Origin of the sequence: Pedobacter metabolipauper, assembly GCF_004362715.1 — a bacterium.
GTDB classification, from domain to species: Bacteria; Bacteroidota; Bacteroidia; order Sphingobacteriales; family Sphingobacteriaceae; genus Pedobacter; species Pedobacter metabolipauper.
Genome location: NZ_SNYC01000004.1, coordinates 819,881 through 835,467, shown reverse-complemented (window position 1 = coordinate 835,467; position 15,587 = coordinate 819,881). Strand labels below are relative to the sequence as shown.

The 15,587-nt window shown below is 38.7% G+C and carries 12 protein-coding genes; 1 reads left to right on the top strand and 11 read right to left on the bottom strand.

What is annotated here, in order from left to right:
- The 11 genes from rfbH to ATK78_RS10270 form a co-directional block, all read right to left on the bottom strand.
- Positions 1-1,278, bottom strand: a complete 1,278-nt coding sequence (gene rfbH / locus ATK78_RS10320) for a lipopolysaccharide biosynthesis protein RfbH (RefSeq protein ID WP_133576004.1) — start codon at positions 1,276-1,278, stop codon at positions 1-3.
- Positions 1,275-2,147 carry an NAD-dependent epimerase/dehydratase family protein gene (locus ATK78_RS10315; protein WP_133576003.1) on the bottom strand — a complete coding sequence of 291 codons (873 nt, stop codon included), beginning with the start codon at positions 2,145-2,147 and terminating at the stop codon, positions 1,275-1,277. Before ATK78_RS10315 ends, rfbH begins: the two co-directional genes overlap by 4 nt.
- The gene (rfbG, locus tag ATK78_RS10310) at positions 2,144-3,289 is read right to left on the bottom strand and encodes a CDP-glucose 4,6-dehydratase (protein ID WP_208112338.1); all 1,146 of its coding nucleotides are present in this window, start codon (positions 3,287-3,289) and stop codon (positions 2,144-2,146) included. Before rfbG ends, ATK78_RS10315 begins: the two co-directional genes overlap by 4 nt.
- Positions 3,237-4,007, bottom strand: a complete 771-nt coding sequence (gene rfbF / locus ATK78_RS10305; protein ID WP_133576002.1) for a glucose-1-phosphate cytidylyltransferase — start codon at positions 4,005-4,007, stop codon at positions 3,237-3,239. Before rfbF ends, rfbG begins: the two co-directional genes overlap by 53 nt.
- 17 nt (positions 4,008-4,024) lie before the next feature.
- The gene (locus ATK78_RS10300) at positions 4,025-5,056 is read right to left on the bottom strand and encodes a ferredoxin--NADP reductase (RefSeq protein WP_133576001.1); all 1,032 of its coding nucleotides are present in this window, start codon (positions 5,054-5,056) and stop codon (positions 4,025-4,027) included.
- A 27-nt stretch (positions 5,057-5,083) separates the two neighbouring features.
- Positions 5,084-6,196: a GDP-mannose 4,6-dehydratase gene (gene gmd / locus ATK78_RS10295; RefSeq protein WP_133576000.1), complete on the bottom strand. Its 1,113-nt coding sequence runs from the start codon at positions 6,194-6,196 to the stop codon at positions 5,084-5,086.
- A 15-nt stretch (positions 6,197-6,211) separates the two neighbouring features.
- The gene (locus ATK78_RS10290; RefSeq protein ID WP_133575999.1) at positions 6,212-8,569 is read right to left on the bottom strand and encodes a GumC family protein; all 2,358 of its coding nucleotides are present in this window, start codon (positions 8,567-8,569) and stop codon (positions 6,212-6,214) included.
- 23 nt (positions 8,570-8,592) lie between these two features.
- Entirely contained in the window at positions 8,593-9,402 is an 810-nt protein-coding gene (locus ATK78_RS10285; RefSeq protein ID WP_133575998.1) for a polysaccharide biosynthesis/export family protein, read from the bottom strand.
- Positions 9,403-9,540: 138 nt separating this feature from the next.
- Positions 9,541-10,269: a tyrosine-protein phosphatase gene (locus ATK78_RS10280; protein WP_133575997.1), complete on the bottom strand. Its 729-nt coding sequence runs from the start codon at positions 10,267-10,269 to the stop codon at positions 9,541-9,543.
- Between the two features lie 10 nt (positions 10,270-10,279).
- Entirely contained in the window at positions 10,280-12,028 is a 1,749-nt protein-coding gene (locus ATK78_RS10275; RefSeq protein ID WP_133575996.1) for a capsule assembly Wzi family protein, read from the bottom strand.
- Between the two features lie 87 nt (positions 12,029-12,115).
- Positions 12,116-14,050, bottom strand: a complete 1,935-nt coding sequence (locus ATK78_RS10270; protein WP_133575995.1) for a nucleoside-diphosphate sugar epimerase/dehydratase — start codon at positions 14,048-14,050, stop codon at positions 12,116-12,118.
- Positions 14,051-14,271: 221 nt separating this feature from the next.
- Between ATK78_RS10270 and ATK78_RS10265 the strand changes: the two genes are divergently transcribed.
- Positions 14,272-15,582 carry a lipopolysaccharide biosynthesis protein gene (locus ATK78_RS10265; RefSeq protein ID WP_133575994.1) on the top strand — a complete coding sequence of 437 codons (1,311 nt, stop codon included), beginning with the start codon at positions 14,272-14,274 and terminating at the stop codon, positions 15,580-15,582.
- Positions 15,583-15,587 lie beyond the last annotated feature (5 nt).

Below are 15,587 nucleotides of genomic sequence, written 5' to 3'. Positions count from 1 at the left end.
CTAATTGTTTAAATAGTCTCTTATTACACCTGCAATATAATCATAATGAGTTTCATCAAGGCCGGGCCATACGCCCAACCAGAAAGACTGGTTCATAATGATATCGGTGTTGGTTAAATCACCAACTACACGATGTTCTACATTTGCATAGGCCGGTTGTCTTAGTAAATTTCCTGCAAATAATAATCTTGTTCCTATTTTCTTTTCTTCGAGATGCTGTACCAGCATGTGTCTGTCATTGGAGTCGCCTTCTCTCAGCGTCATCAGAAAACCAAACCAGGAAGGGTCAGAATCAGGTGTTGGTTCCGGCAGAATGAATACTTCTTCAAATTCTTTCATCCTTTCATATAATGCGGCATAATTTTCACGTCTTTTTTGGACAAAACGATCGATTTTACGCATTTGGGATACTCCTAAAGCGGCTTGCATATCGGTAACCTTTAAATTAAAGCCGATATGAGAATAAGTATATTTATGATCATATCCGTAAGGAAGTGTACCTAGCTGCTGGCCAAAACGACATCCGCAGGTATTGTCTTTTCCAGGCTCACAATAGCAATCCCTTCCCCAGTCCCTGAAACTTTCTGCAAGTTTAGATAGTTCCGGATTGTTAATGACTACTGCTCCGCCTTCTCCCATTGTAATGTGATGTGCAGGATAAAATGAGAATGTTGATATATCGCCGAATGTACCTGTCTTTTTTCCTTTATAGGTAGCTCCCAAAGAATCACAATCGTCTTCAATAACCCATAAATTGTATTTTTTTGCTACCCGCATCACTTCATCCAGATCGAATGGGTTACCCAATGAGTGTGCAATCATGATCGCTTTGGTTTTAGGGGAAACTGCGGCTTCTACCTGATCGGCTTTAACGTTATGGGTGGCAATGTCTACATCTATAAATACTGGTATTGCACCGAATTGTACAATTGGATTAACTGTAGTTGGGAAACCTGCCGCTACCGTGATTACTTCATCGCCTGGTTTTATTGCTCTGTCCCCGAGTTTAGGAGAGGTCAGGGCATAAAAGGCTACCAAATTAGCTGATGAACCTGAATTTACCAATAGTGCTTTAGCGGCTCCAAAATATTTTGCAAATTCTGATTCAAATTCATTTGCAAACCTACCTGCGGTTAACCATCCATCAGCAACAGATTCCATACATAAAAGCAAGTCGTCTTCTTCGATCACTTTGCCTGTAACCGGTATATAATCCACTCCGGGAACCGACTTCTTAAATGTTTTTAATGATAATTCTTTATTGTTGATCTGTATCATAACTGGTTATTTTCAATATTTATTGTTTTTTGTATTCCCTCCTTAAAAGTGTATTCGGGTTTCCAGCCCTTACTTTCAAGGAAGTCTGTGTTTGCACAGGAGTGCATGATTTCGTTTTCACGCATGGGTAAAGCTCCAAAATTGAGTTTAACCTCTATCTGCCCTGTAGCCTCCTGAATTTGCTGAATGATGTCCTTTAACATGATTGCGGTTCCTGATCCTACTTCTACAGTTGTCAATCCTTCGAAATTTTCAAGTTCAGACAAAAGTAAGAGATAGGCGCGTACCACATCATCTATATATATAAAATCCCTGTAAGGGGTAGCTGCCGTAAAGTCTATATGGTCTTTACCGGAGATCAATTCTTTTAGCACATAGGTAACAAACTTGGAATGATCATCATTTGGCCCGTAAAAGTATTCCAGCTGTAAGTTCAACACCTTAATTTCAGCCGAACATACCTCCAGCCATTCTAAAAATTGCTTTTTAGACCGGGAGTACCAATTTAATGCTTTGGGTAATGACGTATCGGTGTTGATAAAATACCTTACGTCATTTTTAATTGCCTGTTCAAGGATCATTAACGGGAATCCAAGATTTGCATGAATAACGGTTTCTAATGCTTCTCCTTTACGGCCATAATTTGCCGCGGTATGGATCACGGTATCTATTTGGTTTTCTGAAAAGATGTCCCGAAGCGGTGTAATACCTATGGTATAGATTTTCAGTTCAGCTGCTAAAGCGGTGATGTATCTTACATCTGAACTTTCCCTAACCAAAGCAATGACCTCATGGCCTTCTTTCAACAAACCTTTGAGCAGGTTTTTTCCAAGGTATCCGGTAGCACCTGTCAAAAGAATTTTTTTCATTGTGCCCAATTTATTCCTTTTTCAATTGCTTTAAGACTATATTCCTTAATTTGCTCTACCCGGCTATTATAGGTAGTTCCATTTTGCTGAATATCCTGCTGATAACCTTTCCATGTAAAATGAACAGTTTCTTTAAAGCTAAGCAAGGGTTTCCATTTCAAAAAATTAACGGCCTTGGAGATATCCAGTTTCAGCAATACTGCTTCATGCAGTTTATCAATACCTTCGGGGATGTGATATCCTCCTCTTGGATCAATTAGCAAGATCTGATCGATCAATTCCTTAACTGAATAATTTGAAGTGTCTTCAGGGCCAAAGTTCCAACCGCCGCTAAATATTTTCCCTTTCAGAAAAAGTTCTGCTCCCAGATTCAGATAACCACTCAAAGGTTCAAGAACATGCTGCCATGGCCTTGTCGCATAAGGGTTACGTATTTCCAGTTTTGAGTCTGCTTTAACGGCTCTGAAATAATCAGGGATGATACGGTCTGCGGCCCAATCTCCACCGCCTATCACATTTCCTGCACGTGCAGATGCGATATTACAGGTACCTTCTTTCTTAAAGAAGGATTCCTGATAGGAACCGGTTATTAGCTCTGAGCATCCTTTAGATGCGCTATATGGATCTTTACCCCCCATTGGATCGTTTTCTCTGTATCCCCAAACCCATTCCTTATTATCGTAACACTTATCTGTTGTTACATTAACCGCGGCCTTAACGGATGGCGTTGCACGGACAGCCTCAAAAAAATTAACTGTCCCCATGAGGTTGGTTTCAAAGGTTCCAATGGGATCCTGGTAGGAAAGCAGTACCAGCGGCTGAGCGGCCAGATGAAATGCAAAGTCAGGCTTTATTTTGTGGAAGTAGTTTTTAAGTTTTTCCCCATCGCGTACATCACCTTCCATATGATGGATCTCATCCGACAACCTGCAGGTTACAAAGTTATCCATTTCAGAATATGGTGCCAGTGCATAGCCATAAACATCAGCGCCTAATTCTTTCAGCCATATGGCAAGCCAAGAGCCTTTAAAGCCAGTGTGGCCGGTTATTAATACTTTCTTTCCACGGTATATATTAAAAAAACTCATATTACCAGATTTTCCATTTTGCTTTATCGTTTGCCCAATCCTCTTCCAATTCATGTTTATCCCTTAAGGTATCCATTGGTTTCCAGAATCCGGAGTGGTTAAAAGCTTTCATCTCCCCATCTGCGGCAATTTTCTCCATGGGTTCTTTTTCAAAAACTGTTGAATCTCCATCAATGTATTTAAAGATCTCAGGCTGGCAAACAAAAAAACCGCCATTGATCCATGCTCCATCTCCTTTAGGTTTTTCAAGGAAAGATTGTACAGTGTGGTCTTCTGTAAGGTTAAGTGCCCCAAATCTTCCAGAAGGCTGAACCGAAGTTACGGTACAGATCTTTCCATGGGACTTATGAAATTTTACCAGTTCAGCAATATTTACATCGCTGACGCCATCTCCATAGGTCAGCAAAAATGGTTCATCTCCTACATGGGTTTGAATTCTCTTGATCCTCCCACCTGTCATGGATTCATTACCGGTATCTACCAGGGTAATCTTCCAGGGTTCTGCCTGAGAATCATGCACCTTTATAGAATTATCGGTCATATCAATGGTAACATCTGATTTATGAAGGAAATAATTTGCAAAATATTCTTTTACCACGTATCCTTTATATCCCAGACAAACTATAAAATCATTAAAACCATGTGCTGAATAAATTTTCATGATGTGCCAAAGGATCGGCATACCGCCAATCTCGACCATTGGCTTAGGTTTAAGCACTGTTTCTTCTGATAATCGCGTGCCGAGGCCGCCTGCAAGTAATACTACTTTCATATTTTTATATTTCTCAATTATACCTGTATTTGTACATTTCCTGTTAGAGGATATGTGCAACATAATAAATATTCATTTATATCCAGATCATTCCGTTCTTTACTTAAGCCGATCATACTGGTTTCTCCGGTGATCAGCTTTCCTTTGCAGGTGCTGCAATTTCCTGTCTGACAAGAGTAAGGCAACTCTATATCTGCATCCAAGGCAGCTTCCAAAATACTTTTACCCTTGATCACTTCCAAATTGTAGATCTGCTCTTTAAAGTTAAGCGCCACGGTTTGCGTGTGGATACTTTCAAAGTCCTTTGGATCTTTAATGAGCTCAAAATCTTCTGAGTAAATGTGATCCGGAGCTACTTTTTTTGACAGAAGTGCAGTCTTTACAGATTCCTTTAATCCTGATGGACCGCAAATAAAGTGCCCGCTATTTTCGATTTGATCATTCTGCCCAATAATACTCGTAGCCTTAACCAGATCGATCCTGCCTTGAATTACAAAAGGATTCTCTTCTTTTATAACCAATTTAGTATAAAATTGAATGATATGAAACTTGTTGCTATATTTTTCCTGCAATTGCACGAGCTGATCCAGAAAAATTGTGGCTTCATGGGTTCTATTTCCATAAACCAGATATACCTTAATATTAAGGTCTGAGTTTAGCAGGTATTTTGCGATAGAAATGAGGGGTGTAATCCCACTTCCCACACCCCATAGGTAAACGCTTTCGAATCTTTTTTCAGACTCATAAGTAAAGTCACCCATCGGCGGCATCACTTCAATGGCATCACCTTCTTTAACGCGGTCATGAATATGGTTTGAGACCATGCCGCCTGGTACACGTTTGATGGTTATTTCTAAAAATTCATCAACACCCGGGCAAGATGAAAATGAATATGGGCGAATATAACGCCGGCCATTAATCCTAAATATCAATGTCAGGTACTGACCAGGCAGATATTTTATTTTTTTTAATCCCGGTTGTTTAAAGCAAATGGTAATCGTGTCATCTGTCTCCTGTCTAATTCTAATTACCTTAAGCGTATAATTCATAGTCTAATTTATGAATACATTTATAAATTATTCGTATTGATTCTTAATCGTATAGCCGTTTAATTTCAATAAGTTTTCTTTTTTAAAATAATCAACATCTGCGGCTACCATTTCCGTAACCAATGCTGCAAGATCATATTTAGGCTGCCATCCCAATTTTGTTTTTGATTTTGTTGGATCACCAATTAAAAGATCTACTTCTGTTGGTCTGAAATATGCGGAATCTACCCCAACAATTTCTTTTCCTATTTCCAGCTGGTATTCGGGATTAGAACACGCAGTAATGTACCCTTTTTCATCAACACCTGTTCCTTTGAATTCAATGGTTATGCCCACTTCTGCAAACGCCATACGTACAAACTCACGCACCTTTGTGGTTACGCCCGTAGCGATCACGAAATCTTCCGGAGTATCCTGCTGCAGGATCAAATACATCGCTTCCACATAATCTTTAGCATGTCCCCAATCGCGTTCTGCATCCAGGTTACCAAGGAAAAGCTTAGACTGAAGCCCGTGTGCAATTTTAGCAACTGCACGTGTAATTTTACGGGTAACAAAGGTCTCACCTCTTAGTGGGCTCTCATGATTAAATAAGATTCCATTGCAGGCAAACATGCCATAAGCTTCTCTATAATTCACAGTAATCCAATAGGCATACATTTTAGCGACAGCATAAGGAGATCTGGGATAAAAAGGTGTTGTTTCAGACTGTGGCACCTCCTGTACCAGCCCATACAGTTCGGACGTTGAAGCCTGATAGATCTTAGTTTTCTTTTCAAGACCTAAAATACGCATGGCTTCCAACAACCGGAGTGTTCCGATACCATCCGCATTTGCGGTATACTCAGGCGTATCAAAGCTAACTTTAACGTGGCTCATTGCGCCAAGGTTATAAATTTCGTCGGGTTGAACTTCCTGAATAATCCGAATCAGATTTGTTGAATCAGAAAGATCACCGTAATGCAGTTTAAACTTTACATTTTCTTCATGCGGATCCTGGTATAAATGATCAATTCTGTCTGTATTGAACAAAGAACTTCTTCTTTTAATCCCATGAACCATGTATCCCTTTTCAAGAAGCAACTCTGCAAGATAAGCGCCATCCTGACCTGTAATACCCGTGATTAATGCTATTTTCATGTTTAAACTGTGTTATTATCCTTTTTTAAATTTCTTCTTTAGTCTGTCTATGAATCCCGTTTCAGCTTCTTGTCCATAATTACCATATCCGCCATATCCGTAGCCGTCGTAATTACCAGATACGTCATTAACCACAATTCCCAGATTTTTCATTTTATCTGACCGGTACAAGTCCTCCACGATAGAAATCTGTGCTTTACGGGTAATTTTCTGGCGCACCATATAAATGGATACATCCGCATATTGAGCAAGCAGCTGGGCATCTGTAATGATTCCTACAGGCGGCGCATCAATGATGATGTAATCAAATTGTTGTTTTAACTGCTCCATTAATCCTGCTGTATGCTCACTCATTAATGTTTCTGCAGGATTTGGCGGAAGCGGTCCTGATGATACGATAAACATATTTGGATTAATGGATAATGGCTTAATGATATCTGCCACCTTTAGATCAGGGTTAATTGTATAATTACTAAAACCCGTATGATTAGAGATTCCCAGTTTGGCAGAAAGGCCTGGCTTGCGAAGATCAAGTTCCATCAGCAGCACTCTTTTCCCTGTTAATGCCATAATATTACCAAGGTTGATGGCCGTAAATGATTTCCCCTCTCCAGACATACTGGACGTTAACAGGATTATCTTTTCGTTTTGATTTTTAAGGTAGAAAGACAGGTTTGTACGCAGTGCCCTAAATTGTTCGGAGATCATAGACCTACCCTGATTTGCGACTATAAGATTGTCTGAGCTTTGATTGTGGCTAATTTCCCCGATGATGGGTACACTAGTTAAGCTGGTAATGTCTGTTTTTGACAATATGGTTGTATTTGTAAAGCTATACACCAGTATAAAGACCAGCGGAATGAACAATCCGGCTATCATGCCGAATACATAAATTACATTTTTCTTAGGGCTGATCGGACTAATGGAAGCTTTCGGAGGGTCTATTACTTTTGCAATGGAAATGTTAGCCGACTTTGAAATGGCTGTTTCTTCAGCCTTTTGCATTAAGAAGATATATAATTCCTGCTTAATCTGCTGATTTCTAGCTATTTTTAAGTAATTTTTCTCTATTTGCGGCACATCTCCTATCCTGGTTTCCACCTGATTCAATTGTGACCTTAACTTATCTCTGTTCGCAATAAAGGACTTTTTTGTACTCTGGATATTTCCAAGTATGCCGCGTCTTATTCCCGCAATCTGGTTATCTATATTTTTAATGAAGGGACTTTCTTCCGTCACACTTAACAATTGCCTGTCACGCTCTATTAACAGGGAATTATATTGGTTCATCATTTCACTAAATACCATGTCTGAAGGAAGCAATGAAGTAGGGAAAATACGTTTATTTTTATTTTCATCTTTCAGATAATCTTCCAGATCCTGCACTATGGTTACCTGTGTTTCAGATTTAGCAAGTTCATTCCTGTAAGAGGCCGTATTTTGTACCAGCAGTTTACTTTGCTCCGACATATCTGCCAGTTGATTGGTTTGTTTAAACTGTTCCTGTTTATTTTCCACATCGCCAAGTTCTCCTGCGATCAAACTTAACCTGTTTTGAATAAATTTTGTTGTGCTATCAGCAATGATATTCTTATCGAGCAAATTTGATGTGATATACTGGTCAATAATGGCTTTCAAAATATCTTCCCCTTTCTTTTGCAGAGGATATGAAAGGTTAAGATCAATAATAGATACTTGCTTATTGGTAACCTCTACCGCCAATAATGACATTAATGTTGCTACCCTACCGTCAATAGAACTTATTTCTGCATAATATGTGCCATCAAAAGGTTCGGTATTAAGAGCTGGAACGATCTGTAGTGTACCGATGCCTTTTATTTGAAAAGACTCGTTCCACTTAATTTCCTTTTCAAAATCATCTGTGGATACTTTCAGCAGGCTTCCGGATAATTTTTCAATTTCCAATTTTGTATACTGCAAAGTATCAACACCTTTTATGATATCGACTGTAAATGGAGAAGCATAAATTTCCCGCGTCCCTAATCTTACCTGTTTACTGTAAACAATATTTAGTTTCATTTTTCTAACCACCTGTTCCATTAGGAAACGGGTTTTTAGAACCTCGGCTTCATTGTCAACTGAATTGGCGGACCCCATTAAACCACCGAGGTCCATTAATGCTCCTGCATCTGCTCCTCCACCTTTTTGTTTTTCATTGATCAATACTTTTGAATTGATAAAGTAAACCGGGGCGGTATATTTAGCGTATAGATAAGCTGCTAATAAGCATATAAAAATGCTTAATAAGAACCAATACCATTGGGCAAGCAGTTTGTTCATTATCTTTACCAGATCTATACTATTTTCTTCTTTTTCGAAGTGGTTATTTTGAACTTCGTTGATCTTATGCATATTTTAAAGTAAAGTATAGTTAACTATCTAAAAGAAGTAATTGCTAAAATAAGCACTGATAATACTGACGTAACGATGCTGATCGTCTGGATCTGTCCGGCATTATTGGCGGATGCCTTGGCTTTATTTGGCTCAACATAGACCAAATCATTTTGCTTTAAATAATAGAACGGGCTATTAAATATTTCTGATGAGTTTAAATTTAAGCGTGCAAATTCTTTTTTTCCATTATTATCCCTTACGATCAAAATGTTATCTCTTTTGCCATAGATCGTTAGATCGCCGGCAAGGCTTAATGCATCCAAAATAGAGACTTTTTCATTTGGGAGTGTATAGGTGGAGGGGGCATTGACCTCACCCATCACGCTTACTTTAAAATTTGCGAGTCTCAACTGTACATTTGGATCAATAAAGCCTACTCCTTTTACTTTTCCACGAATGAGCTCTCTTGCTTCATAAGTAGTTAATCCAGCAACTTTTACCTTTCCGACGAGAGCAATCTCAATATCGCCATTTTTGTCTACCAGAAAACCAGTATTTTGTGTTGAAAGGCTACTATTTGTACTTCCACCGAGTGCCGGTGTAGTGGCGGCCTGATTTAAAACAGAACCTGTTTTTTGATCAAGTGTAAAAATATTCAGGCTTAAAATATCATCAGTCTGAATAATAGGCTCAGTAAATGCTGCTGCATTTTCTAATTTAGCTTGATTAAGTGATTGGATATCTTTAAAATAAGTGATATTTTTATTGCTTACACAGGATGAAAAACATACCATGAGCAGCAATAAAACAGGAAACGTTAATTTTCCGTATTGATTATTTTTTTTGTTCATTAGTTAGATCGGGGGTTAGAACGTGCCTTTTGAAAGATCAAGAGCAGTTGAGAAATAATTGGCAGTTATTCTACAGGTAATTTTTTTCTTCATTTGCGGTATATTTTAAACAGGTCAACAAATATAGAATAAAGATCCTTATCCAAAAAGCTGTTTATTCTTAAATTCATAGTCACCAACCATATTGTAAAGGTCACCGCTCCGTACATGCTTACGAAGGGCATTTAAATGCTTTTCATGATGCATGTCTGTACCTGCTAAATCATACAATTTTTGCTTAAGCAGATATTCAGCAGTGGTTTTAACATCTTTACCATAATACCCCCCAACGGAAAGCAGGTTCATTTGAAACAATACCCCCATATCCTTTAGGCGCTGGTACCTGGCCCTGTTATTATGATAAAAATTATAGCGTTCAGGATGCGCCAGAATGACGTGATATCCTTTAAGCTGCAAGTCAAAAATTGCCTGTTCTACATTTGGATATTCTGATAAGTAGGACATTTCTACGAGGATATGCTCATTTTCCAGGCACATCATATTTTTATCGATGGTAAAGGTCTCATCCATCATATGTTCTGCTGCTGCGTAAATCTCAACATTCATCCCTGCCTGATGAAGTGCTGACTTTGCAAGTTCCAATGCGGGTATGATTGTTTCTCTGCTATTTGGGTATAGTTCAGTAAATATGTGAGGTGTACAATAGAATTTTGAAAAGCCAATATCCTGAAGGCCTTTTACTAAACGAACAGATGTTTCGGGATCCGGGGATCCGTCGTCAATTCCAGGCAGCAAATGTGAATGTACGTCTATGCCCAGCCATTCTATATGATCAACAATATTCTTTTTCTTAAAAAATGAAAACATGCCTAAATAATTAAAAATTATACATCAATCCCATTTTCACATGAATGTTATTCTGAACAAATTCACCACGATCCTGAGTTTTTGGAAAAGCTTGCAGCTGGTACTGATAATTATCTGATCTTATATAAGTAGCTTCTCCATTTAATATTATTTTGTTCCAGTTCCATGCAAATTTCCCTGTTAACGATAAATCTATCCATCGTCTTTTTATGTATTGCGTGTCTCCAGCATATGCAATAGTTAGAGATTCAAATAAGTCATTGTTGTTAGCCAGGCGCTCCAGCTGGAGTCCAATTCTTTTAAGTCCTTTTACCCAGCTTATATCCAGCGACTGCAAATTGCTTCCACTGCCAATGCCTGCACCTAGAATTTGACCTCTTTGTGTGTACCCTGCATGTACCTGGCCGTGAATATACCATGGTGGCTGAGCCCTGCTTATTTTACTCCGGGGGCCTTCCAACTGGGTCATTTCAGCACCAATCTGAATAAATTCATCTGATTTTTTCATCGTTATAAGCTTCCTGAAACCGATGGTATAGGCTAGAGATTGTTCTGGTTCTACTAATCCATCTCTCAAATCAAAGGAGTGGTCATTTCGTCCGATCTCAAAATACATTTCTGCATGGGTTTCTGGCAAAACCCACCTGGCATAAGCAGAGAGTAGCTGATCTCTTTCTTTGGCATCTTCAGGGCTTACAGCATTGGGATCATTTGGATCAGCAAGGGCAGATTTTTCTAAAGCAGAGAAGAATGGAAAATAATCACCAAAACTTTTACCCAGGTTCTCACTTTCTAAAACAAAAACACGGCTAAAGCCGAGGAATAGGTTAGGTATTATTTTAGGCTGATAGGTTATTATGACACCCGAAATATATCTCCAGTCGTCATTTTTAGGTACAAACAAAAATGTATTTGCAGCCTTAACACCTGACGGATCCAGCCGTCCGGCAATAACTTGTGCCTCAAAAGCACCAATTGGTGAATTTATTGGCCTGGTTGTATTTAAGGTAAGGTGTTTAAATCCAGGTGCATTATTACTCATCAATAAAGAATTCCTTACTCCAGGGCCCCACCATAAATTTTCATTACTTAGTCCTACTGACACCGGATCTAAAGTTAGACGTATACTGCTTTGTCCCCAGCTCAACCTGTTATAGCTATGATTCTGCCCCATTCTTTCAGGCTGGTCGATGTAATTATTATAATAAACGTTATAAAAAGAGGTAAACCTGGAATACGGATCAGGATCTACTTCATGCATCTCGCGAAAATCTGCATTATAGGCATATACATACTCCGGACGCAGTTGAATGCTCAAGGGGCCTATTTTTGCGTAGGCACCTCCAGAGAATTGATTTTGATATCCTTTTGCAGACACCATAGAACCATCATTTATACCGTAAGGATGATGACTGTTATATTGTTGCTGGGTAGTAAACGGGAGCAGGTAGATCTCTGTTGCCAGTTTTTTGTTTTCATAGATCTTAGTACGGAAGCTGGACAGCGATAATGAAGCGGCCTGATCGAGAAGCAGATCATTACGATCTGACATAAACAACGGCCGGATCATATACGAAGAACGAGATGAATCATTCCCTAAAAGCTGTTGTCTGCGATAAGCATCTTCCACATTTTCAAGAATGCCTACCGGTAAGGTTTGAGCGAAACCATTTGTGGTATTAAGAAGAAGGATCAGGAAGATAACTATTCCGGTTTTCACCAAAGTAGCGTACCTATTTAAGTAATGTGTATTTATCATAGATCATGCTGTAATTGAGCAGTAGGCTTGACAAATATATAAAGATTACCATTAAGAAGGTCAAGTATTTCTCGCAGCCATGCTGTGCTAATGTACCTGGTCCAGTTTTTCGAATACAGAATTTTTGCTTTTAAACTCGGGCACGATCATTTTCATCTGGGTTACCAGTTTGGTATTGTCATTGGTAATGGCGAGATCCAGCAATTCATAGATCTGAGATTGGATGTCATTAAAAACATATTCCCTTACCCTTCCGATCATGATCTTTTCATGATGGGTAGGCATGGTATTCTCGTGGTCATTTAAAAGCTCTTCAAATAATTTCTCTCCTGGTCTAAGTCCGGTATAGGTAATTTTTATGTCTTCATTAGGAACCAATCCGGCTAACAGGATCATTCTTTTTGCGAGTTCGATGATCTTCACCGACTTGCCCATATCGAATACATACACTTCTCCGCCCTTGCCCATGCAGCCTGCTTCAAGAACCAAACGGCAGGCTTCCGGAATGGTCATGAAGAACCTTGTAATTTCCGGATGGGTAACGGTTATTGGTCCGCCTTTTTCAATCTGCTGTTTAAATCTTGGGATTACAGATCCATTGGAGCCCAAAACATTTCCAAAGCGGGTAGTAATGAATTTGGTGATTGGTTTTACTCCTGGTTCATTCAGGTAACTTAAACCATTTGAAAAGATCAGGTTTGGATTGTTCAGGGAGTTGTTAAGTGACTGCACATAAATTTCTGCAATCCGTTTAGAAGCCCCCATAATATTGGTTGGATTTACGGCTTTGTCGGTAGATATCATGACAAATTTGCTCACGCCATGCTTTATAGACAGATCAGCTATGGTTTTAGTGCCCAGCACGTTGGTTTTAATGGCTTCTGCCGGGTTATCTTCCATCATCGGCACATGTTTGTATGCTGCTGCATGATAGACATAATGGGGCTTAAAAGTATCAAACAAGAAGTTCATCCTTTTTTGATCTTTTACATCACCAATAAATGCATGGAAGTTGGTTTCCTGATGTGTTTCTTCCATTTCCAGGTAAAGCTCATGCAGGGCCGTTTCATTCTGATCGCACATGATGATGAGGCCGGTTTCAAACTTCATTAGCTGGCGAACGATCTCACTTCCTATGGAACCTGCTGCGCCAGTGATCAGGATCCGCTTCTCCTTCAGCTGATTTTGGATGCCATCGGTATCAATGACGATAGACTTCCGGTCCAGGAGGTCTTCGATATTGATATTTTGAATTTGTGCGGTACTTATATCTCCACGTGCCCAGATTTCAGGCGGCGGGATGTTTAATATTTTAACTTTATTCTCGAGGCAGATATCAACCACGAGATTTTTACGTTCAACTGGAATGGTGTAACTGGCAAAGATCAGTTCATCGATTGCATGTTTTTTGATGAGGGCTTCGAGATTTCCTGCATACAGGATCTTTACACCATCAATGGTCTTTCCTACTTTACGTAAATCATCATCTACAAACGCAAAAATGGTCTTATTTACCTGTTTATCATGATCAAAGGTTCTTTTAGTTGCCACACCTGCTTCACCTGCGCCATAAATGATGATGCCGATCTTATTCAGTTTTGCATTCTTAATGTACATGAAGAAATACTTCACCAGAATCCGGTAAGTGATCAAAAAGAGGAAACTGAACAGGGAATAGATAACAATCGTTACATTGCTCAGCACAGATATACTTCCAAAAACAATCAGGAGTGCATTTGAAAAGAAGATGATCAGTGAGCTTAATGCAATGGCAAATAAGATCCGGAATGAGTCTTGAGCACTTGTGTAACGCACAATTCCGGCAAATGTCTTTACATTGAAGAATACCAGGACATTTACTATGGCTACTAAAATAACGGATCTGTATAGGGCTATTCCATTAATATCCTCCACAATAAAATTGTGTTTTACAATTTTAGCAAGCAGAAGAGAAAATACGCAAAGACATATATCTATTGTGAATATGATCCAGCGTGGAACTATTTCTATTTTAGAAAACATTATAAAACTATATTATCCAAGAGCAAACATAAACAATATATTGCTGAATATGATACAGATTGAACGGCCTATTTGTTTTTAATATCAGAGCTTCTGAGAATAAGCATACTAATTATCAGGCAAAAACGTTTCTGCTGCCCCTAAGAAAAAGAACTACTTAAAAAAAAGAATACCTTTATAAAATTATATTTTGTCCCATTTACAAACATGCATAACTCTTTATGAGGTTATTGAACAAAAGTTCGATTTGGGCGCCGGTATTAAAAGCAGGTGCAGCAGGTGCTATTAACCGGTTTGCAGGTACTGGAATACGTCTCTTTAGCACTCCGTTAATCATTAATTACCTGGGTATAGAAAAATATGGCTTTTGGATCACCATTTCATCAATAGCAGGCTATATATTACTTTTAGATTTGGGTATCAGTTCAGCCATGCTAAATAAACTGACCAAATTTTATACCGAGGAAGATTACGAGTCTGCGGATAGATACATCTTTTCCAACCTTCTATTTTTTACAGTGATCTCATTGCTGATTTTTGTAATTGCGTTTATTCTTATACCTAATCTGGACTGGGTAAATCTTCTTAAACTTAAAGTTATCACCAATTCGCATGAAATTCATACTTTATTGATTGTCTGCATCGTAATATTCCTAATCAAATTATCTACTACTATTATTTTAAAGATCCCATTTGCAATGCAGAATGGCTCACTTTCAGAGATGTACCTTCTGACTGGAAATTTGATGTCCTTCTTAGGTATATTGATTAGCATCCAATTGGATCTTGGTCTGTTAAGCATTGTTATCTTTCTAACTTCTGGAAATCTAATTGCTTCGATCCTGATCACCATTCATCTTTTTTTCACACGTAAAATTAAATTTTATAGAATTCGCATGACTGACGTCCTGTTGGTAATCAAAGATCTGCAAAGAACCGGGTATAATTTTATCATTATACAGTTGACCGGGATATTAATTGTAAGTTCTCAATTTAGCTTACTGGCTCATTACCAGGGCGCAGAGCGTGTTGCCGGGTTTGGAATTATGTTCCAGGTTATGCTGGCCATACAGATCCCCATCCTGGTGCTCCAGCAACCTTTATGGTCAAAATTTGCACAATTGAATTTGCAGAATGATACCCTTACCATAAAATCTGCATTAAAAAAATACATCCGCTATTCTATATTTTACTCTGGGTTTATTGCCCTGGTGCTGATTGTATTCATCCCTTACCTGTTGCCATTAGTTATTCATGAGCATCTTGATATCCCTTTAAATTTGCGCATTGGGTTTTCTATCTATTCTGCTTTTGTTTTAATCTTTGGAGGGTTTACAGTCGGTTTATTTGCTATGAACCTTACCCGGCAGATGGCAATTGTTAGTATCATTCAATGCGTTGTATTTTTTATAGGTGCAAATTTAGCAGTACCTTCATTTGGTGGATCCGGAATGATTGCAGTCCTGATTTTGATGCATGTGGTTACCATTCCAATACTCTTAAATGTTTTTAAACAAAAAGTCTTTAATTAGCAGAG